The organism is Streptomyces sp. NPDC056486 (assembly GCF_042795295.1).
Classification (GTDB): Bacteria; Actinomycetota; Actinomycetes; order Streptomycetales; family Streptomycetaceae; genus Streptomyces.
In genome coordinates, this window is the sequence record NZ_JBHTSF010000086.1 from 1 (window position 1) to 21,259 (window position 21,259).

15 protein-coding genes are annotated in these 21,259 nt (G+C 69.4%); 8 read left to right on the forward strand and 7 right to left on the reverse strand.

Annotated features, from left to right (window positions below):
* Positions 1–44: 44 nt before the first annotated feature.
* From ACFQ7F_RS28570 to ACFQ7F_RS28585, 4 genes are all read right to left on the reverse strand, one after another.
* Entirely contained in the window at positions 45–722 is a 678-nt protein-coding gene (locus ACFQ7F_RS28570; protein WP_383276017.1) for a potassium channel family protein, read from the reverse strand.
* Entirely contained in the window at positions 722–1,390 is a 669-nt protein-coding gene (locus tag ACFQ7F_RS28575; RefSeq protein ID WP_383276020.1) for a potassium channel family protein, read from the reverse strand. Before ACFQ7F_RS28575 ends, ACFQ7F_RS28570 begins: the two co-directional genes overlap by 1 nt.
* Positions 1,391–1,529: 139 nt before the next feature.
* Positions 1,530–1,769, reverse strand: coding sequence for a hypothetical protein (locus ACFQ7F_RS28580; protein ID WP_383276022.1), 240 nt, complete (start codon positions 1,767–1,769; stop codon positions 1,530–1,532).
* Positions 1,769–2,098: an ArsR/SmtB family transcription factor gene (locus ACFQ7F_RS28585; protein WP_383276025.1), complete on the reverse strand. Its 330-nt coding sequence runs from the start codon at positions 2,096–2,098 to the stop codon at positions 1,769–1,771. The genes ACFQ7F_RS28580 and ACFQ7F_RS28585 overlap by 1 nt, the downstream gene beginning before the upstream one ends.
* A 212-nt stretch (positions 2,099–2,310) precedes the next feature.
* Between ACFQ7F_RS28585 and ACFQ7F_RS28590 the strand changes: the two genes are divergently transcribed.
* From ACFQ7F_RS28590 to ACFQ7F_RS28600, 3 genes are all read left to right on the forward strand, one after another.
* Positions 2,311–4,632 carry an MMPL family transporter gene (locus ACFQ7F_RS28590; protein WP_383276028.1) on the forward strand — a complete coding sequence of 774 codons (2,322 nt, stop codon included), beginning with the start codon at positions 2,311–2,313 and terminating at the stop codon, positions 4,630–4,632.
* A 61-nt stretch (positions 4,633–4,693) separates the two neighbouring features.
* A complete protein-coding gene (locus ACFQ7F_RS28595; protein ID WP_383276031.1) occupies positions 4,694–6,766 on the forward strand; it encodes an APC family permease in 2,073 nt (690 codons plus the stop codon).
* 125 nt (positions 6,767–6,891) lie between these two features.
* Positions 6,892–8,259 carry a class I SAM-dependent RNA methyltransferase gene (locus ACFQ7F_RS28600; RefSeq protein ID WP_383276034.1) on the forward strand — a complete coding sequence of 456 codons (1,368 nt, stop codon included), beginning with the start codon at positions 6,892–6,894 and terminating at the stop codon, positions 8,257–8,259.
* 117 nt (positions 8,260–8,376) lie between these two features.
* Here ACFQ7F_RS28600 and ACFQ7F_RS28605 read toward each other — a convergent pair whose 3' ends face one another.
* The gene (locus tag ACFQ7F_RS28605; RefSeq protein WP_383276037.1) at positions 8,377–9,828 is read right to left on the reverse strand and encodes an MFS transporter; all 1,452 of its coding nucleotides are present in this window, start codon (positions 9,826–9,828) and stop codon (positions 8,377–8,379) included.
* Positions 9,825–10,673, reverse strand: a complete 849-nt coding sequence (locus ACFQ7F_RS28610; RefSeq protein ID WP_383276040.1) for an alpha/beta hydrolase — start codon at positions 10,671–10,673, stop codon at positions 9,825–9,827. Before ACFQ7F_RS28610 ends, ACFQ7F_RS28605 begins: the two co-directional genes overlap by 4 nt.
* A gap of 90 nt (positions 10,674–10,763) precedes the next feature.
* On the opposite strand from ACFQ7F_RS28610, the gene ACFQ7F_RS28615 reads away from it, so the two are divergent.
* From ACFQ7F_RS28615 to ACFQ7F_RS28635, 5 genes are all read left to right on the forward strand, one after another.
* Positions 10,764–11,693, forward strand: a complete 930-nt coding sequence (locus ACFQ7F_RS28615; protein WP_383276043.1) for a LysR family transcriptional regulator — start codon at positions 10,764–10,766, stop codon at positions 11,691–11,693.
* A 359-nt stretch (positions 11,694–12,052) separates the two neighbouring features.
* The gene (locus tag ACFQ7F_RS28620; RefSeq protein WP_383276046.1) at positions 12,053–13,048 is read left to right on the forward strand and encodes a LacI family DNA-binding transcriptional regulator; all 996 of its coding nucleotides are present in this window, start codon (positions 12,053–12,055) and stop codon (positions 13,046–13,048) included.
* Between the two features lie 270 nt (positions 13,049–13,318).
* Positions 13,319–14,638: a histidinol dehydrogenase gene (gene hisD / locus ACFQ7F_RS28625; protein ID WP_383276049.1), complete on the forward strand. Its 1,320-nt coding sequence runs from the start codon at positions 13,319–13,321 to the stop codon at positions 14,636–14,638.
* A 69-nt stretch (positions 14,639–14,707) separates the two neighbouring features.
* Positions 14,708–16,078 carry an MFS transporter gene (locus tag ACFQ7F_RS28630; RefSeq protein ID WP_383276052.1) on the forward strand — a complete coding sequence of 457 codons (1,371 nt, stop codon included), beginning with the start codon at positions 14,708–14,710 and terminating at the stop codon, positions 16,076–16,078.
* Between the two features lie 64 nt (positions 16,079–16,142).
* Positions 16,143–16,853 (forward strand): hypothetical protein, encoded by a 711-nt coding sequence (locus tag ACFQ7F_RS28635; RefSeq protein WP_383276055.1) that lies wholly within the window; start codon positions 16,143–16,145, stop codon positions 16,851–16,853.
* A 90-nt stretch (positions 16,854–16,943) separates the two neighbouring features.
* Here the strand turns inward: ACFQ7F_RS28635 and ACFQ7F_RS28640 are convergent, their stop codons facing one another.
* Positions 16,944–20,645 (reverse strand): DNRLRE domain-containing protein, encoded by a 3,702-nt coding sequence (locus tag ACFQ7F_RS28640; RefSeq protein WP_383276058.1) that lies wholly within the window; start codon positions 20,643–20,645, stop codon positions 16,944–16,946.
* Positions 20,646–21,259: the final 614 nt, after the last annotated feature.

Below are 21,259 nucleotides of genomic sequence, written 5' to 3' on the forward strand. Positions count from 1 at the left end.
GGATCACTCCGGGCGCCCCCATCCGCGTACAAGCAGTGCGGCGCCTAGCCTGCCGCTTCCTCCCGGCGTACCGACAGGAGGTCCTCCAGCTGCTCCTCGCGGGCCTGGGCCGCCACGAAGAGGAGTTCGTCGCCCGCCTCCAGGGAGTCGTCCGGGGTCGGCGCGAGAACGCGCGTGCCGCGGATGATCGTCACGAGCGAGGTGTCCTCGGGCCACTGGACGTCGCCGACCGTCGTGCCCGCGAGGGCCGACTCGGGCGGCAGGGTCAGCTCGACGAGGTTCGCGTCGCCGTGGCTGAAGCGGAGCAGCCGGACGAGATCGCCGACGCTGACCGCCTCTTCGACGAGCGCGGACATCAGTCGCGGGGTCGAGACCGCGACATCGACGCCCCAGGACTCGTTGAAGAGCCACTCGTTCTTGGGGTTGTTCACGCGGGCGACGACCCGCGGGACGCCGTACTCGGTCTTCGCGAGGAGCGAGACGACGAGGTTGACCTTGTCGTCGCCGGTCGCGGCGATCACCACGTTGCAGCGCTGGAGCGCCGCCTCGTCGAGCGAGGTGATCTCGCAGGCGTCGGCGAGCAGCCACTCGGCCTGCGGGACGCGCTCGACCGAGATGGCCGTCGGCGCCTTGTCGATGAGCAGAATCTCGTGCCCGTTCTCCAGGAGCTCACCGGCGATGGAACGTCCCACCGCGCCCGCTCCGGCAATGGCGACCCTCATCAGTGACCGCCTTCTTCAGGGCCTTCGGCGAACGCCGCTTCGACCTTCTCGACCTCGTCGGTGCGCATCATCACGTGCACCAGGTCGCCCTCCTGGAGCACCGTCTGGGAGGTCGGCAGGACCGCCTCGCCCAGCCGGGTGAGGAAGGCCACGCGTACGCCGGTCTCCTCCTGGAGCTCGCTGATCTTGTGGCCGATCCAGGCCTCGGACGCGTGCACCTCGGCGAGCTGTACGCCGCCGGTGGGGTCGCGCCACAGCGGCTCGGCCCCGGAGGGCAGCAGCCTGCGCAGCATCTGGTCGGCGGTCCAGCGGACCGTGGCGACGGTGGGGATGCCGAGGCGCTGGTAGACCTCCGCGCGGCGCGGGTCGTAGATGCGGGCGGCGACGTTCTCGATGCCGAACATCTCGCGGGCCACGCGGGCGGCGATGATGTTCGAGTTGTCGCCGCTGCTGACCGCGGCGAAGGCGCCCGCCTCCTCGATGCCGGACTCGCGCAGGGTGTCCTGGTCGAAGCCGATACCGGTGACACGGCGGCCGCCGAAGCCGGAGCCCAGACGGCGGAAGGCGGTGGGGTCCTGGTCGATCACGGCGACCGTGTGCCCCTGTTGTTCCAGGGTTTGCGCGAGAGCCGATCCGACTCTCCCGCAGCCCATGATGACGATGTGCACGCCCGTCCTTCCGGCTGTGTCAATACTTTTTGCTCAGGCTGAACGGTAAAAGCGTCTCAGACCGACGCCCAAGCTACACACGCACGGTCCGTGGAGGGCACCCCCGTGCACCTGCCGGTACTCAGTCTTTGCCGCGGACTCAGTCCACGCTGCGCAGCAGGCCCTCGACGGACTTCAGCCGGTAGCCCATTTCGACGAGCTGCAGCCGCGCCGCCTCCTGCTCTGACCTGGCGCGCTCGACGACCTCGCGGTACTGCTCCATCGCCTCGGCGTACTGGCGGTCACGCTCGCGGTTGCGCTGCGTCTGGAAGTAGGCGACCGCGACGATGGCGCCCGCGAGTATCAGGAAGAAGGCGACCGGGATGATCACGTCGTCCATTAAGACCCCTCAGATGAGTGCTGTCCTGCCTCGTCCGACGCGTCCTGCCGGACGGCCGCGAGGATCGTGTCCACGTTCAATCGCACGTCGAACGGCGCGAGTTCGAAGTACTTGAGCGCCTTGCCGTCGTCGGAGAGTTCCAGGCGGCCGACGACGAGACCGGCCTTCTCCAGACGGTCGAGGTGCATGTAGAGCAGGGGCCGGGAGACACCGAGCCGCCGCGCCAGTTCGCTGACGTACAGCTGTCCCGGGGCGAGCTCGGTGATGATCCGGATCCGCTGGGCATGGCCGACGGCGGAGAGGAAGGCGAGCAGCTCTGCGCTGTCCATGGCCCGCCTTTTCGCTGGTCTTTTCGCTGGTCCCGAAGCCTGTCGACTGAAGCCTGCCAGTCGAAGCCTGTCAGTCAAGGCTTACGCATGACGGGTTCCACTGTCAATCCACTCCCTCGCAGCCACGAATGACAGTTGACGGCTCATTCCTTCACCTGTCAGTCTCGACTTACATATGAAGGCCAGGAGATGTCGAAGGGGCGGGGATGGTCATGGGGAAGCGATCGGTCACGGTGCGGGTGGCGAGATGGAGCGCGCTGCATCCGGGGCGGGCGGTCATCGGCTGGCTGGTGTTCGTCATGCTCTGCCTGGGCGGCGGGACAGCCATCGGTATGAACAGCGCGACCTCGGAGGACTTCCGTGTCGGTGAAGCGGGCCGTGCCGAGGCCCTGGCGACCGAGGGCGGTGTCCAGATGCGGCCCACGGAACAGGTGCTGATCCGCGCGGAGTCGGGGCCGCTCGACGAGAAAGCCGCCGACGCCGCCGTCAAGGACATCACCGCCCGGATGAAGTCGCTGCCCGAGGTCGCCTCGGTGGCGGCGCCGGTGAAGTCGGCCGACGGACGGGTCCTGCGGGTCCAGGTGGAGCTGAACGGCTCCGAGCAGGAGGATCAGGAGAGTGTCCCGCCGCTCCAGGCCCAGACCGAAGAGGCCGCGAAGGGCCACCCGGACCTGGTGATCGAGGAGACGGGTGACGCCTCCGTGAGCAAGGGCGTCGACGACCAGCGCAACGAGGACCTGCAGTTCTCCGAGGCGATCACGCTGCCCGTCACGCTGATCACGCTTGCTCTGGTGTTCGGCTCGGTGGTCATGGTCGGCGTACCGCTGCTGCTCGCGGTCACCTCGATCATGGCGACGATGGGTCTGGCGATGCTGGCCTCGCACCTGCTGCCCGACACCGGCGTCGGGATGAGCATGATCCTGCTCATCGGCATGGCCGTCGGAGTCGACTACACGCTCTTCTATCTCAAGCGCGAACGCGAGGAGCGGGCCCGCGCGGGCGGCCGCCTCACCTCCGAAGCCCTGGTCGAGGCTGCCGCCGCGACGGCGGGCCGCGCCATCGTGGTCTCCGGACTCGCCGTGATCGTCTCCACCACCGCGCTCTTCCTGGCCCGTGACGTCATCTTCGACTCCCTTGCCACCGGCACCATCCTGGTCGTCGCTGTCGCCGTGGTCAGTTCGGTGACGGTGCTTCCGGCGCTCCTGGTCAAGCTCGGCCGCCGTACCGAGCGCCGCGCCGCCAAGCGGCTCGCGCGGGGCAAGCCGGTCCGCGGGACGTACGGCGAGAAGGAGCCGGGCCGCGCCTGGAACGTGCTGCTCGCGCCCGCCCGCAAGCGCCCCGCGCTCACCCTGTGCCTGTCGGTCCTCGTCATGCTGGGGCTCGCGCTGCCCGCGCTGAACATGAATCTCAAGAACCCGGCACGGGACAGCTTCTCGCGCGACATCGAGGCGATGAAGGGGTACGACAGGCTGCTCGACGCCTTCCCGGAGCAGCGCGTCAGGCACCTGGTCGTGGTGCGGGCCGAGGCATCCCAGGCAGCCGACGTGCGGCAGGCCCTGACGGATCTTGACCGCAGGGCGAAGTCCGACCCGCTCTTCTCACACCCCTCCTTCTCGCACCCCTCCGGTGCTCCGCTCCTGCGTTCCTCGGAGGACCGCAGGACCACCACCCTGGAGCTGAACGCCCCGCACCCGACGTACTCACAGAAGGCCGAGGACTCACTCGACCACCTCCGGCACGACCATCTCCCCGCGACCGTCGGCAAGATGCCCGGCGTGGAGACGGCCGTCACCGGCGAGGTGCCGCGCGGCACCGACTACGTAGAACACCAGAACCAGAAGCTGCCGCTCGTCCTCGGCTTCCTGCTCCTGATGACCTTCGCCATGACGGTCTTCGCGTTCCGCTCCGTCGTCCTCGGACTGCTCGGCATCGTGCTCAACCTGCTCTCCGCAGCGTCCGCGCTCGGGTTGCTCGTCCTGGTCTTCCAGGGGAAGTGGGCCGAGGAACTGCTCTCGTTCATCTCGCTCGGCGGGATCTCCTCGCGGGTTCCGCTCTTCCTCTTCGTGATCCTCTTCGGGCTCTCGATGGACTACCAGGTGTTCGTGGTCAGCCGGATCCGGGAGGCCGCGCTGAACGGCGTACCCACCCGGCAGGCCGTCATCGAAGGCATCAGCTCGTCGGCCAAGGTCGTCACCAGCGCCGCGATCGTCATGGTCACCGTCTTCGCGAGCTTCGTGATGCTGCACATCCTGGAGATGAAGCAGATGGGCTTCGTCCTGGCGGCGGCCGTCCTGCTCGACGCGGTAGTGATGCGCATCATGATTCTGCCTGCGGCGCTGCTGCTGCTCGGCCGCGCCACCTGGTGGCCATCCCCTGCGATCCGCCGCGCCGAGGAGCGCGCGGCCGAGCGGTACGGGGCGTACGGGGCCCACGGTGCGCAGGAGTCACAGGAGGCGCCGGAAGCACCGGAAGCCGCCGATGAGCGTCCGCTTTCCGGGCATTGGGCGGAGCCCCGGACGGCGCGTCGTGGCTAACCGGAGCAGTTAGGGGGTGGTGGGTGGGCGGGCACCCATTCGAACGCTTACGATCCTCTGCGTGTCCAAACTGACCGACGTGCCCAAACGGATCCTCATCGGGCGCGCACTGCGCAGCGATCGGCTCGGAGAAACCCTCCTGTCGAAGCGCATCGCTCTACCCGTGTTCGCGTCCGACCCGCTCTCCTCCGTTGCCTACGCACCGGGGGAAGTGCTCCTCGTCCTCTCGATCGCGGGTGTGTCGGCGTACCACTTCAGCCCCTGGATCGCTGTCGCGGTCGTGGTGCTCATGTTCACCGTCGTCGCGTCGTACCGGCAGAACGTGCACGCCTACCCGAGCGGTGGCGGCGACTACGAGGTCGCCAACACCAACCTCGGCCCCAAGGCCGGACTCACCGTCGCGAGCGCGCTGCTCGTCGACTACGTCCTGACCGTGGCGGTGTCGATCTCCTCGGGCATCGAGAACCTCGGCTCGGCGATCCCGTTCGTCGTCGAGCACAAGGTGCTCTGCGCCGTCGCCGTCATCGTGCTCCTCACGGTGATGAACCTGCGCGGCGTGAAGGAGTCGGGCAAGCTCTTCGCCATCCCGACCTACGTCTTCGTGGCCGGCGTCTTCATCATGATCGCCTGGGGAGCCTTCCGGGGCATCGTCCTCGACGAGACGATGAAGGCGCCCACCGCGGACTACGAGATCAAGCCCGAACACGGGGGCCTCGCGGGCTTCGCCCTTGTCTTCCTGCTCCTCAGAGCCTTCTCGTCCGGCTGTGCCGCGCTCACCGGCGTCGAGGCGATCAGCAACGGCGTCCCGGCCTTCCGCAAGCCCAAGAGCAAGAACGCGGCGAGCACCCTGGCCCTGATGGGCGCCCTGGCCGTCACCATGTTCTGCGGCATCATCGCGCTCGCCATGACGACCAAGGTCCGCATGGCCGAGTATCCGGGCAAGGACCTGTTCCACAACGGTGCGCCGGTCGGTTCCGACTACGTCCAGAACCCGGTCATCTCCCAGGTCGCCGAGGCCGTCTTCGGCAACGGCAGCTTCCTCTTCATCGTCCTGGCGGCCGCCACGGCGCTTGTCCTCTTCCTCGCGGCCAACACGGCGTACAACGGCTTCCCGCTGCTCGGCTCGATCCTCGCGCAGGACCGCTACCTGCCGCGCCAGCTGCACACCCGCGGCGACCGGCTCGCGTTCTCCAACGGCATCGTGCTGCTCGCGGGCGCCGCCGCGCTGCTCGTCGTGATCTACGGCGCGGACTCGACCCGCCTGATCCAGCTCTACATCGTCGGCGTCTTCGTCTCCTTCACGCTCAGCCAGATCGGCATGGTCCGGCACTGGAACCGCCATCTGCGCACCGAGAGGGACCAGGCCAAGCGCCGCCACATGATCCGCTCGCGGGCGATCAACACCTTCGGCGCCTTCTTCACGGGCATGGTCCTGATCGTCGTACTCATCACGAAGTTCACGCACGGCGCGTGGGTCGCGCTGCTCGGCATGGTGATCTTCTACGCGACGATGTCGGCCATCCGCCGCCACTACGACCGCGTCGCCGAGGAGATCGCCGCCCCGGACACCCCCTCGGACGACAGCGTGCGCCCCTCCCGCGTGCACTCCATCGTCCTGGTCTCCAAGATCCACCGTCCGACGCTGCGCGCCCTGGCCTACGCCAAGCTGATGCGCTCGGACACGCTCGAAGCACTGAGCATCAACGTCGACCCGGCGGAGACCAAGGCCCTCAGGGCCGAGTGGGAGCGGCGCGGCATCACCGTCCCGCTGAAGATCCTCGACTCGCCCTACCGCGAGATCACCCGGCCGATCATCGAGTACGTCAAGGGGCTCCGTAAGGAGAGCCCGCGCGACGTGGTCAGCGTGATCATCCCGGAGTACGTGGTGGGTCACTGGTACGAGCACCTGCTGCACAACCAGAGCGCGCTCCGGCTCAAGGGCCGTCTGCTCTTCACTCCCGGCGTGATGGTCACATCCGTCCCCTACCAGCTCGACTCGTCCGAGGCCGCGAAGAAGCGGGCCCGGAGGCGCTCGGAGTGGAACGCGCCGGGTGCGGTGCGGCGGGGGCCGGTGGAGAAGCGGACGAAGGAGCCGAGCAACGGGAACGGCGGCGGGAACGGCAAGAAGGGCTGACCCAGGCTCCTGAGCTGACCCCCGGCTCTTGGTGAGCGGCCGGACAACACCCACGTAGACTGGTGGGCTGTTGTCCGGCCGTTTCCTTCGGCCGATGCCCCCTTACGTTGTGGAGTCACCCCGCCATGCAGGCAGAACCGAAGAAATCGCAGGCGGGGAACTCGAAGGAGAGCTCGCAGGCGGCCTCCCTCGTCGGGCAGGAGTACGAGGTCGAGGTGGGCCCCGTCGCGCACGGCGGCCACTGCGTCGCCCGCACGGCCGAGGGCCGGGTGCTGTTCGTCCGCCACACGCTCCCCGGCGAGAAGGTCATCGCGCGCGTGACCGACGGTGACGAGGAGTCCCGCTTCCTGCGCGCGGACGCGGTGACGGTCATCGACCCCTCCAAGGACCGCGTCGAGGCACCCTGCCCGTACGCGGGCCCCGGCCGCTGCGGCGGCTGCGACTGGCAGCACGCAAAGCCTGGCGCGCAGCGCCGCCTCAAGGGCGAGGTCATCACCGAGCAGCTGCAGCGCCTGGCGGGCCTGACCCCCGAGGAGGCGGGCTGGGACGGCACGGTCGTCCCGGCGGAGGGCGACAAGCTTCCCTCGGGCGAGGTCCCGGCCTGGCGCACGCGCGTCCAGTACGCGGTCGACCCCGACGGCAACGCGGGTCTGCGCCGCCACCGCTCGCACGAGGTCGAGCCCATCGAGCACTGCATGATCGCTGCTGAGGGCGTGAGTGAGCTCGGCATCGAGAAGCACGACTGGTCCGGCATGGAGTCGGTCGAGGCGATCGCCGCCACGGGCTCCCAGGACCGCCAGGTGATCCTGGAGCCGAAGCCGGGCGCGCGCCTCCCGCTCGTGGAGCTGGACAAGCCGGTCTCCGTCCTGCGCATCGCCGAACAGGACGGCGGCGTCCACCGCGTCCACGGCCGCCCCTTCGTCCGCGAGCGCGCCGACAACCGCACGTACCGCGTCGGCAACGGCGGCTTCTGGCAGGTCCACCCGAAGGCCGCGGAGACGCTGATGCTCGCGGTCATGCAGGGCCTGACGCCCCGCAAGGGCGACACGGCCCTCGACCTCTACTGCGGCGTGGGCCTGTTCGCGGGCGCGATCGCCGACCGGGTCGGTGACAAGGGCGCGGTCCTCGGCATCGAGTCCGGCAAGCGCGCGGTCGAGGACGCCCGCCACAACCTCGCCGCGTTCGACCGCGTCCGCATCGAACAGGGCAAGGTCGAGGCCACACTGCCGCGCACCGGCATCACGGAGGTCGACCTGATCGTCCTCGACCCGCCGCGCGCGGGCGCGGGCAAGCAGACGGTGAAGCACCTCGTGGGCCTGGGCGCCCGGCGCATCGCGTACGTCGCGTGCGATCCGGCCGCGCTGGCACGGGACTTGGGGTACTTCCGGGAGGGCGGCTACCGGGTGCGGTCGCTGCGGGCGTTCGATCTGTTTCCGATGACGCATCACGTGGAGTGCGTGGCGATTCTGGAGCCTGCGGCCAAGGGTGCTTGAGCTGCGGGTTTGTGGCACAGGGCGGTCGCCGGGGCCACGCTGGCCAGGCTTGAGGTTCTTGTCCTCGGGCGGCTTCGCACGCGATGCGCACCCGGCTGACGGCCGATCTCGTGTGGGTCAGTGGCGCAGGGCGCCGCGTCGGGCGGTCTGCCTGTGCGCTCCGGAGGTTGGCCCCGGCCGGGATTGCTCCGGCCCGGCACCCGTCCGTCGCAGCCGGAGGGCGATCAGCGCCGTGAGTACGAAGACCGCGGCCTCGTAGGTCATGGCGTGGGCGAACGCCGCGTTCGCGCCGTCGGCCGGTGCGAAATAGGCGAGGCCGGCCGCCGTCACCCCGATCGAGCCGCCGAGTTGCTGGGCCGTGGGGAGCAGGCCGGACACCGAACTCGCGGCGGCGCCCCGCACACCGGCGAGGACCAGTGTGAACACCGCGGCCGTGAACAGGCCGAACGCGGCGCCTCCGGCCGCCAGTACCGGCAGTGCCGCACGGCGCCCGGGCTCGGTTCCGATGAGCGGTGCGAGCGCCACGGCCGTGCCCGCGAGGACGAGCGCGGCGGCCGTCAGTGTCGTCGCGCCCCATCGGCGGGAGAGTGCCGGGGCGGCGCGGCTGCCCACCACGGCCGCGGCGGCGAACGGCGCCGACACCAGCGCGGCGGACAGCGCCGAATACCCGACAGCGGACTGCAGATGCAGGAACAGCAGGTACGTGAACGACGGGACTCCGGCGTTGAAGACGAACACCAGGAGCACGCCCCGCCGTGCGGTCCCGTCCCGCAGGACCGACGGGTGGATCAGGGGGTCCGGCCGGTGCCGGAGCGTGCGGACGAAGCAGGTGAGCGCCACCGCGGCCACGGCGAAGGAGGCCCAGGTCCACCAGGGCCAGCCGGCCTCCCGGCCCAGCGCGCACGGCAGGACAAGCGTGGCGAAGCCGGTGGTGGCAAGGGCCGCTCCCACCCAGTCCACGCGCTCTCCGTCCGCACCACGGGCAGGAGGCAGCAGGGCGGCTCCGGCCAGTGAGACGAGTGCTATCGGAACGGTGACCAGAAAGACCGCGCGCCAGCCGAGGCCGAAGAGGTCGGCGCCGACGAGCAGCCCGCCGATGAGCGGTCCGGCCAGCGAGGCCACGCCCATCGTGGCGCCGTACAGGGCGAGGGCTCGTGGGCGGCGGTCCGGTGAGACGCCGGTTCGGATGAGCGACAGCACCTGCGGGGCGACCAGGCCGCTGCCCGCACCCTGCACAAGCCGGGCCGCGATCAGCCATCCGGCGCCGGGCGCGGCGGCGGAGGCCAACGAGCCGACCGTGAACACCGCGGTGCCCAGCACGAACAGCCGCCGATATCCGTAGCGGTCGCCAAGGCGTGCGGCGGTGATGAGCAGGCACGCGTACGCCAGGGTGTATCCGGCAAGCACGAGCTGCACCGCGCCGGGGCCCGCGCCCAGGCCGGACTGGATGGCCGGGGCGGCGATCTGCGCGATCGTGACGTTGAGCAGCTGCACGAAGGTCGCGCTCAGCACCACCGGCAGCAGGAAGCCTCGGCCGTCCACCGGCAGCAGGAAGCGTCGGCCGTTCACAGGACCAGGGCCTCGGCGAGTTCCTGCGGGCGGGCGGCGAACGGGCTGTGGCTGCCCGGCAGCGTGCGGACGGTGAACTGCTCGCCCGGCAGGGCCAGGTCGGCCTCCGCGATCATCAGGTCCTGTGCGGCCGTCGGCAGCGCCCGGTCCTGCGCGCAGCGCAGGAAGGTACGCGGGATACGGCCCCACCGGGCCGCGGTCAGGGTGATGGGGGTGGTCGGGACGGCCAGTGGCAGGTCGGGGCTGAGCGCGGAGCGCCAGCGGTCGAAGCGGTCGACGGGCGTGTCGTGGTAGTGGGTCTGCCGCAGCTCCTCGACGTAAGCGGGGTCTTGCGACAGCGGGTTGACGCGTACGGCGCCCAGTGCCTCGGGATCACCGAGGTTGAGGCTCTGTCCCCGTGCGGTGGCGTTCTCGGGCGCGCTGAGGTAGTCGAAGAACCGGGGACGTCCTGCGGGGACGAACGCGGAGAGGTAGACGACGTGGTCGACAAGATCGGGGGCGCGCTCCGCGGCCAGTGACGCGGGACCGCCGCCCGCGCTGTGGGCGACGAGCACGACACGGTTGTAGCGGCGGACCCGGCGCAGCGTGTTCAGGACGGCATCGGCGCAGTCGTCCATCGTCACGGCGGCGAGCTGCGACTTCTCGGTCAGTAGATCGGGCTGACCGGGCAGCAGGTACCCGCTGGGCAGGGGAGCGTCGAAGCCGTGCCCGGGCAGGTCGACGGCAACGCTCGCGGCACCGAGACCGGCGAGCGCCCGCTGCGTCGCCGCCCACTGCCACGAGCCGTGCCAGGCGCCGTGGACCAGGACGAAGACGGTGCTGTTGAGGGAGGGATTCGGAGTCATGGCCCCATCTCAATCGACCATGGCGGATCTATCCAGGGGAAGATATGGCACGCTGGGTGGCGATACTTTGTGTGTATGGAGGGGGCGGTCATGGAAGCGCGGCATCTGCGGTACGCGCTCGCCCTCGCCGAGCACGGACACTTCGGCCGAGCCGCCCGTGCGCTGGGTATCGCGCAGCCCCCGCTGTCCAAACAGATCGCCGACCTGGAGCGTGAGACCGGGGCCCGGCTGTTCGACCGTACGCGCCAGGGCGTGTTCCCGACCGCCGCGGGCGAGGCGTTCCTCGCCCGAGCGCGGCGGGCGCTGGAGGAGATGGCGGCGGCCACCGTGGACGCCGGCCGGGCGGCGCGCGGCGAGACGGGCCGACTGCGCCTTGGTTTCATCGCCTCCGCGCTGCTCGACCCGCTCCCGGACGTCCTGGGCCGGTTCGGCCGCGAGCGGCCCGACGTACGGCTTGAGCTGCATGAGATGGCATCCCGCCGCAGCACTGCCGCTCTCGTCGCCGGAGAACTGGACGTGGCCGTCACCCTCGGGCCGCCACGGGGCGCCGGGGCCGAGCATCTGGTGTCCGTCCCGGTCGGACACGACCATCTGATCGCCGTGGTCGGCAGCGCGCACCCCTACGCGGGCCAGGCAACGGTGAGCGTGGACCAGCTGCGACGGCAGCCGCTGATCGTGGCCGCAGGGGAGGACGAGCCCGCCATCGCCACCGGGCTGCGCGTCCTGCTGGGCGAGGACGCCGCAGCGCTGGAAGGCGCCACCGTGGCCAGGGACGTGCACACGATCATGGGCCTGGCTGCCTGCGGGGTCGGCGTGGGCCTCGGACCCTCCCGCATGCGGGAGGCCCCGAGGCCGGGGATCCGGTTCTGCGAGGTGACCCCGAAGACGGCGCTGCCCGACCTGGTCCTGTCCTTCGCCGACCAGGACCGCTCCCCGGCCCTCGGCGCCTTCCTCGACACCGTCCGCCGGAACTGCCCCGACGTCGGCGCCGCACTTGACCTGCGGTTGGGCCGGGGGTGAGTACCGCACCCGGTGTCCTCAGGCGGGACGGCGCACGCTCCAGCCGTCCGGCGGGCTCGGCTCGTGCAACGGCGGTCCGGATGCGAGGAGTTGAAGGCGCTCCGCATCCGCAGTGCCGGGTTCGGCGGTGAAGACCAGGAGGGGCGGCCCGGGGTGGTACCGAAAACCGTCTCGCCAACTGTTCGCCCGTACCCCATGCCGCCTGACGCACCGTTTGGTGCCGTCCAGCGGGGCGGCGTCGCGGGGGAGGGTTGGAGGGCAAGAGGGCGGGAGGGCCGGAGAGCAGGAGGGTGTGCTGGGGTGAACACCCCGGCGTGGGTCCGTATCCTTGCCTCGACGCGACCCGGAGGTAGGGACCCATGGCACGGCGGCCGACTGTCACGAGCGTGCAGATCGCGCGTGAGGCGGGGGTGGCACAGTCGACCGTTTCTCGCGTCCTCAACGGTGGGAGCGTGGCTCCCGAAACCCGGCAGCGGGTGCTCGAGGTGGTGGCCAAGTACGACTTCCAGCCCAGTCAGGCGGCGCGGAGTCTGGTGGGGGACCGCTCCGGGCTCATCGGGGTGGTCATCCGGGACCTGACGAACCCGTTCTATCCGGTGATGGTCAAGGCGATGGAGCGAGTCCTGCACCAGCGGGGACTGCGGCTGTCGCTCATCACGGATGTGATGACCGCCGACGAGAGCCTGGCGCTGCTGCGGCGCGAGGGCGTGGACGGGGTGGTGTTCACCGCGGCGGTGCAGGACGAGCCGCTGGCGCACCGCATGGTCGGCCACGGGATCCCCGTGGTGCTGTGTCACCGCACCCTGGAGGACTTCCCGGCCGACCAGGTGGAAGCCGACAACGACACGGCCGGCAGGCTGGCGGCCGAGCACCTGCTGAGCCTGGGGCATCGCCGCATCGCGGTGGTGTGCGGCCTGGCCGGAGCGAGCACGGCGCAGCAGCGGGGCCGCGGATTCCGTACGCGGGTGCGCGCCGGACAGGGCGTCACCCTGACGGAGGTCGACGGGGCCTACGACTACGCCACTGCCTACGCGGCCGTGCGCACGCTGCTCGCCGGGGCCGAGCCGCCCACCGCGCTGTTCTGCCACAACGACGTCATGGCGTACGCGGCCCTGAACGCGGCTGCGGCGGCCGGGGTGTTGGTGCCGCGCGAGCTGAGCGTGGTGGGCTGTGACGATGTGCCGTTGTCGGCGTGGGAACGCATCGACCTGACGACGGTGCGCCAGCCGCTGGAGCGGATCGCGCAGGTCGGCGTGGAACTGCTCCTGGACCGGCTGGCGAATCCCGACGCCCCGCTCCTGCACAAGGTGCTGCCGGTGGAGTTCGTCGGACGTTCCACCACCGCTCCGGTGTGAAGCACCACTGACCGGTTCCGGTGTGAAGCACCACTGACCGGTTCCGGCGCGAAACACCACTGACCGGTTCCGGCGTGAAACGCCTGCGACTGCTGCGTTGCTGCTCCCCTGCTCCGGCGTGAAACGCCTCTGACAACGCCTCTGACACGCCCCTGGCAACCGCGCTGCAACGCTTCTGAGACACCTCTTGACGCCTCTGTCGTTCCCCGTTCATGCTGTGGATACGTATCCAATGGATACGTATCCACTTGCTGAGCAAAGGAGCTGGGCGTGTCCCGCACCCTCAAGGCCGCCACCACCTCGTCCACCGCGCCGTCCGGCCACGACACCGTCGGGCAGACGGTCCGCGAGCTGATCGCCGATGTACGAGGCCGCGGCGACGCAGCAGTGCGCGAGCTGTCGGCGCGCTTCGACCGCTGGGAGCCGGAGTCCTTCCGTCTCGACGACGCGCAGCTCGCCGAGATCATCGGCGGGCTCGACCCCCAGGTCATCGAGGACATCAAGACGGTCCAGGCCAACGTCCGCCGCTTCGCCGATGCACAGCGGGAGTCGATGTCGGAGATCGAGGTCGAGACGGCCCCGGGCGTGTTCCTCGGCCACCGTCACGTGCCGATCAAGGCCGTGGGTGCCTACATCCCCGGCGGCCGCTACCCGCTGACCGCCTCCGCGCACATGACGATCGTGACCGCCAAGGTCGCCGGCGTGCCGCGCGTGGTCGCCTGCACGCCGCCGATCCGGGGCGAGATCCCCGCCGCGACCGTCGCCGCGATGCACCTGGCAGGCGCGGACGAGATCTACATCCTCGGTGGTGTCCAGGCGATCGCCGCGATGAGTGTCGGGACCGAGACGATGACGCCGGTGGACATGCTGGCCGGGCCCGGCAACGCCTACGTGGCCGAGGCCAAGCGCCAGCTGTTCGGCGAGGTCGGCATCGACCTGTTCGCAGGCCCCACGGAGATCCTGATCGTGGCGGACGACGCGGCCGACCCGTTCGTCGTCGCCGTCGACCTGCTCTCGCAGGCGGAGCACGGCCCGGACTCTCCCGCCGTCCTTGTGACCACCAGCGAGCCGGTCGCCCGGGCGGTGCAGCGGCACATCGGCGAGATCCTGCCCGGCCTGCAGACCGGCGACATCGCGGGCCAGGCCTGGCGGGACCACGGCCAGATCATCCTCACCGACGACCTCGACGAGGCCTACCGTGTCGCCGACTCCTTCGCCTACGAACACGTCCAGGTCCTCACCGAGCACCCCCGCGAAGCACTGGACAAGATGCACGCCTACGGCGCCCTGTTCCTCGGCGAGGGCACCTGTGTCTCCTACGGCGACAAGGTGATCGGCACCAACCACGTGCTGCCGACCCGCGGCGCCGCCCGTTTCACCGGTGGTCTGTGGGTGGGCATGTACCTGCGCACCGTCACCTACCAGGAGGTGCGCGACCCGCAGGCTTCGGCTGATCTCGGAACGCTGTGCGGCCGGGCCGCCCGCGTCGAGCTGTTCGAGGGCCACGCCCGCTCCGGGGACGTCCGGGCCGCCAAGTACGCCGGTGCCGCGCTGCCGTGGACCGACCACTACGCGGCCGCCCGCGCCTGACGTCTCCCCTCCGCTCCCCGCCGCACCTCCCCGTTCCCCGCCGCACGTCCCTCGATCAACGGAGATCGCATGCCCACCGCCACTACGCCGACGCCGGAGCAGGTCCGCCGTCGATCACTGCAGTCCGGCACCATCGGCGCCATCGTCGAGTGGTACGAGTACACGATCTACGGAGTCGCCGCCGCGCTGGTGTTCGGGGACCTGTTCTTCCCGAACCTCGCACCCGGCGTCGCCCAGATCGTCTCGCTCGCCTCGTTCGGTGTGGGCTTCCTGGCCCGCCCGATCGGCGCGTTCGTCGCCGGGCATCTCGGGGACCGGATCGGACGCAAGTCCACGTTGATCCTCACGTTCTCGATCATGACGGTGGCGACCGCGGCGATCGGCTTCGTGCCGACCTACCACCAGATCGGCGTGGCGGCGCCGATCCTGCTGTGTGTGCTGCGCCTGGCGCAGGGCTTCGCGGTCGGCGGCGAGTGGGGAGGGGCGGCCATCGTCGCGGTCGAGAACGCGCCGCGGGACCGCCGCGGCTACTTCGGCGCCTGGCCGCAGATCGGCGTCTCCGCGGGTCTGCTGCTGGGCACGGCCGCGGTGTCGTTCTCGTCGTGGATCTCCGGTGACGCCTTCGAGGAGTGGGGCTGGCGGATACCGTTCCTGCTCAGTGTCGTACTTGCCGGGGTCGGCTTCGTCATCCGGCTGCGCGCCACCGAGAGCCCGGCCTTCCTCGCCGAGAAGGCCAGGGCGGACGCCGAGCTCGAACGCCGCAAGGCACCTGCGGCGATCCTCTTCCGCGATCACCGCAAGCCACTGCTGATCGCGGTCTTCGGCCGGTTCGCCGAGGCCGGGAACTACTACCTGTTCACCACCTTCATCCTGTCCTACGTCACCACCACGCTCCACGCGCCGAAGAGCTACGGTCTGGCCGCATCGATGATCGGCGCGGTGGTGAACATCGTGATGATCCCCGTCTTCGGGGCGGTGTCCGACCGCATCGGACGGGTGCGGACCTTCCTCATCGGCGGCGCGCTGATCGTGGCCACCACGTGGCCCGTCTTCGCACTGGTCCACACCGGACGTCTGTGGGCGATCGTGGCCGGGGTGGTGCTGTTCCTCGCCCTGGGACACGCCATGGTGTACGCGCCGCTGCCCGCCCTGTACTGCGAGATGTTCCCCACCTCGGTGCGGTACTCCGGCATCTCGATCGGTTACCAGATGGCCTCGGTGCTCCTGGCGAGCTTCACCCCGGCCCTGGCCAGTGCGATGGTCCTGTGGGCGGACGGCAGCCTGTGGATGGTGATCTGCTTCGTGATCGTCACGACACTGATCGCGATGGCGGCCATCGCGTTCGCCCCCGACCACCGCAGCCGCGAGCTGCACGAGATAGGCGCAGGCCGCACGGTGTCGACGACGAACTGGGTCCAGCCGGACCAACTCAGGTTGTAGTGGGTGCCGTCGTAGGGACCGGATCATCGGATCAGGGCCCGCCGGCGCAAGTACGGTGAGCGGCATGTCTGATCAGATGGAGATCGAGGGCGGGGCCGGGCGGGTCGTCGAGGCGTGGGGGCGAATCGAGGCCTGGTTGCGGGAGCGCGCTCCCCGCTCGCACGCCACGTTGCTCCCGCCGGCCACCGAGGCCGAGATGGCGGAGGGGGAGCGGCTGCTGGCGACCGCGTGGCGCCCGGCGGGGCAGGAACCCTTGAGTTTCCCGCCGGAGTTGAAGGCGTTGTGGCGGCTGTGTGCGTCGGCGCGCAACGACGAGGACGTGGAAGGCGATGAGGAGGGAGAGATCTGGGCGGAACTGTTTCTTCCCGGAGGGCGCGTGTTCCTGCCTCCCATCGACATGGCACAGGCTCGACTGGGCGTGGAAGCGGTCGCGGGGGACACGCGGTACTGGACTCCGTCGCACAACGTGCCGTGCGTCGTCCGCTATCCCGAGACGGTCGAGTCCGGCCTGTACATCCGGGCGTGCACCGGCCCGGAGCAAGGAGTCATGGGGCGCTTCGCTGTCTATGAGGGCCACGACATCGACGAGCCCACGCATCCCTCGCTGAGCTCTTACCTCGAAGCCGTCGCCGCGGTACTCGAACACGGTGGAGGCCCGTTGGGCGACGACAAGTTCTACCGGCCGGCCGTCAGCTTGGGCTGCTTGATCTGGGTGTGTCCGGACAGCGACGAGCTGGATGTTCCGTGGGAACTGGTCCATCCGCAGCACCGCTAGGAACCTGCGCCACCTCGGGGCAGGGTCACCCGCCACCGGCTGTGGCGGGGGACCCGGCCCCTGTTCAGGCTGTGATCAGGTTAGGTCAGGTCAGGGCTTGGCCATCGTGCAGACGAGGTCGGCCTTGGCGGGGTCGCAGCCCTTGAACCAGGCACGGCCGGGGTCGACGATCCAGGCGTCCTGGTCGAGCATCCTGAAATCGTCCGCGAACTGGCCGAACGGCCGCATGGATCCCTGGTTCACCTCGCCGGACATCGATGACCGGCCGCACTTCTCCTCGAAGGTCGGCGGGTCGTACCGGGTGTCGTCCAGGAAGTGCTCGCTGCCGTCGTCGGCCTTGGCCGCCACGGTCTGGATGCACTCGCCGCCACCGTCCTTCCCTGCGGGCATGAGGCCGCCGTCAGCGGTGGCCAGACCGGGGGACTGGTAGGTGGAGGCAAACGGGAACTCATCGCAGTTGATCTTGTCGAAGAGCGGGCCGCCGATGAGTTCCTGGTGCAGGAACGTCTTCGGGTGCTTCACGAACCCCTTCTTCGGGACGAATCCGTCGCCCTTCTTGCCACCGTAGTAGCCGCACACCTTGTCCCGGACCGGGTCCTTCTTCCACTCCTTCTCGGCCCGGGGGCTTTCGGGGTGGTAATAGAGAGGAGCTTCCCAAGTCGCACCAAGACCCTTGGACTTGGACTTGTTCTGGATCAGCCACACATGGGTGGCGGCAGCCGGGAACCGGCTGGTGTGGAACCTGTACTCCGGTGAGTACACAGGCAGGACACAGCCGGCCTTGCCGTACGAGGCGACCTTGTCGCACCGCACGTCGACCTGCCACGGCAGCGGGGACGGAAGGATGTCTTCCCAGTCCCGCTTCTGGCCGTCGGGCAGCGGCGGCGGCTCGACATCCGTGTCGGGCCGCACGACGAGGTAGACCGGGAGCTCCTTGGACAGGTCCATGTCGCGCTTGCCCGCGTCGTCGGTGACCTTGCCGTTCCACTTGTGGCTGACGGTTCCGGTGGCCAGGTGGGTGTCGTTGGGCTTGTCGCCGTTCATGCCTCCGTCCCACGACAGGTCACCGAAGAAGTCGATGTTCTTCGACTCCTTCTTGCCGTCGTCACAGCCGTCGCTGTAGCACATGGAGTCGATGACCGCGTCCGGGTCACCGTCTCCGAACAGCACGGCGCGGTCCTCGGCGGGGAAGGTGTTCTTGGACTGGCTCATCTGGACCCACGTCTTGAGCTCGTCACCTTCCGGATCCGTCTTGATCTGGTACGCGATCTCCATCGTGACGTCGTACGTGATGGGGTCGACGCCGGGGATGACCTTGGTCTGCCACTGGATGCGCAAGTCGTAGTAGACACAAGCTTCGTTGCGGGTCATCAGTGACTTCTGCGTCGAGCCGACCTTCGGCTCGCACCAGTCCCTGTCGACCACGGGGGCCGGCATGCTGTCCGCGCGCATCGCGAGTTGCTTGGCCGCCAGGCGGGTTCCCTCGGCGGAGCGTTCGTCCTTCGGTGTGAGGGTCACCTTCTTGTCGCCGTCCATGTAGGTGCGACTTTGCTGACGAGACTTGTACCGGAAGGGCTGCGGCTCGTTACCGTGCGCCGGGAAGTCCGCGGCGGTGTCCGGCTGCGGCAGCTTGATGTCGATCTTGTTCTTGCGGTTGTAGTCGCGGTTCCCGGCAGTGAAGCCGTAGTCCTTGATCGGCCCCACGTTGTCGGCGCGATCGACGGAGCGGGTCTGCGTCACATGGTTGCCGTCCGCGGCCGGAGTGGCGGTGTAGGAGGCGGTCGCCTCCGGTGCCACTGCCCTGGGGAGGGTGGTTGCGACCTGGCTCCAGCCCGCCTCCGCGGTGTCGTCCTCGAACGGGTCGAGGCGGTACTGCACCTCCCGCGCATCAAAGACACCGGTGTTGACGTCGAACTTGCCCTCGACGCCGGCCCCGCCGCCGCCCCAGTTCTCCGGGTAGTTGGCCGAGGTGATCGACTTCGGCTCCCCCGGGGCAGTGGTGTCGACGACGAACTCGCGCCACGGCGACCAGTTGAGGTTGTAGTGGCTGCCGTCAAAGGAGTTGGTGCGGAACTTGTACGTCTTGCCGTCGACGAGCTGGCCTGCGGGGACCTTCACCGAGGCCCACTCCCCGGGCTTCACGTCGGCGGAGACGATGGCACCGTCACCCGCGGGGGTGGTGATGGGCTTGTTCGTCGCGGCGTCGTAGACCTGGAAGGTGCCGTTGACCTTGTCGCCGTCGGCATCGGTGAACTTGTCCCGCAGTGTCGGAGTGGTCGAATTGACCGCCCACACACCCGCGTACGACTTGAACGGCGCGCCGGCCTGCTGGGCGGTGCCGTCGCCCGGCCGGAAGTTGTAGTTGACCGTCAGCTTGGGCTGATTGGCGGTCGCGTTACGGGAGTTGACCCGCTTCCAGCCCTTGGTGTCATCACTGGCGGCCCGCACACCCATGTGGCCGCGCGTCTGCTTCGCCGACGCCCAGACCTTGGCCAGGTCGGTCACATCGGCCTTGATCCAGCCGTCCGCGGTGCTGGTACAGCCCTCCGGATAGCCGGCGGTCTGGGTGGAGGAGGCGTACTGCTGCATCCATTCGGGCTGCTTGGTCCAACGGGAGGCGGACGAGCCCTCACCGGTGTTCCATACGGTCCAGCTCTGCGCCTTGCAGTCGGTGGCACCGGAGTGGAAGTTGTACAGCTGCACGCTGGCCGAGGAGATGAGTGCGTCGGCGAACGGCTCGGTGTTCCACGTCATCAGGGTGCGGGCGGTGCGAGGAGTACCGTCCGCGTTCTTCGTGCCGGGGTTGCCGAAGTCGAGTTCGGTCTCGCCCCCGAGGTCGGTGGTCTCGCCCTGCTGCACATAGGTGTCGAAGGTGTTGCCGAGCGCGGACGTCGAGGGGTCCACGGTGACCGGGTACTTGGTGTCCGGGTCGGCGAGGAACTTCGCGTCCGGGGTGATCCGCAGGTCGATGTTCCCGCCGCCGTTGTCGACGACCTTCATGTCGACGCGCTCGCGGTTCTCATGCTTGCCCGAGACCTTGCCCACGCTCGCGTCCCACATCACCGGGGCCGGCATGGTGGCCTTCTCCGCGCCGGTGGAGGCATCGGTGAACAGGACGGAGCCGTCCTTCTGGGCCGTGGCCTTCAGCCCCTTGGCCTTGATCGGCAGCGTGTAGGAGTAGTCCCCGCCGGCCGGTTCGGCATCGAGCTTCACGAACTGCTCGAAGCCGGTACGGGTGGCTTCCACGATCACGTCGGCGCCGGGTACGGCGCTCTTGTACGTAGCCGTGGTGCCGTCCAGGACGGGCTCGGGCAGGCCGCCCTTCCACTGCAACGTCAGCTGCTCGTCACCGCTGCCCAGGGTGACCAGGTCACGGGCTGAAGAGTCCTGTGCGGCCTTCAACGACCTGGCCGTGGAGCCGCCCCCCGGGGCCAACTCCAGACCCTGGGGGTGCGCCTTCGCCCGCACGCCACCCTCCTTGGTCGCTTGCAGGGTGGCGTCGACGTCGACCCATTCGCCGTCGCGCCGCATCCGCTCGGGTCCGGCGGTGACCTCGGACGTCAGCGTGCCGTCCGGGTTGGCGTAGGTGAGGTTGGTGGGCGTGGTCTCGTCGGGGACCAACACCTTCTTGTCGGCCTTCTTCGCCTGGGCGAGCGCCCAGGGGACACCGCCCTTGCTGTGCTGCTGCGCCCAGGCCAGGTCGGCCTCGCGGATCTCGGCGGCCGTCGGCTGCTGTGCCGACGTGGTGGAGATCGGCTCGCCCGACGCCGTGGCACCTGCCTGACCCGACATCAGTACCGCTTCCGCCGCCAATATCAGGGCGGCGGCAGCGGCTGCTTGGGTGCGTCTGTGTTTCGACCGGGATCTGCGTCCCGGTATGTGCGTGGACAACTTGTCAGTCCTCTCAGGCCACGCCGCTCGGCGTGATCACCGCAGGACTGTATGCATCGTGCAACAGATGTGGGGCCAACAAACCCTGCATTTCTATGAGTTGAGGAACACGGTTGTGTGGAGGATCCTCCGAAGCCAAGTCCCTCTGCCCGCGGGTGTCAGGGGGGTTGTATCGGATCATGTGCTTCCTCGGCGTGGAAGCCGTGCAGACACCGTGAAGGTCACGATTACTCGATGTATGAGGCCATGTAGCGGGATGAAGCAGTCAGAGAAGGCACAACCTGCTCAGAGCCAGGTCCGACTGAGCTTCCTGGGTGAACGGGGGCGTCCAGTCTGTGCCGGTTTCGGCAGGGTGGTGTGGGCCGGTCACACCCCTGAGCGGGCGTGGAGGGGGGATCGAGGGGGATTTGGCCGGGGGGTGGTGGTGGGCCCACCACCACACGGGGGGGGGTGTGGGTCGGCGGGGCCTCGTGGGTGGGGCGGGGGGGGGGGCGGGTCGGGGTGACACAGACGCC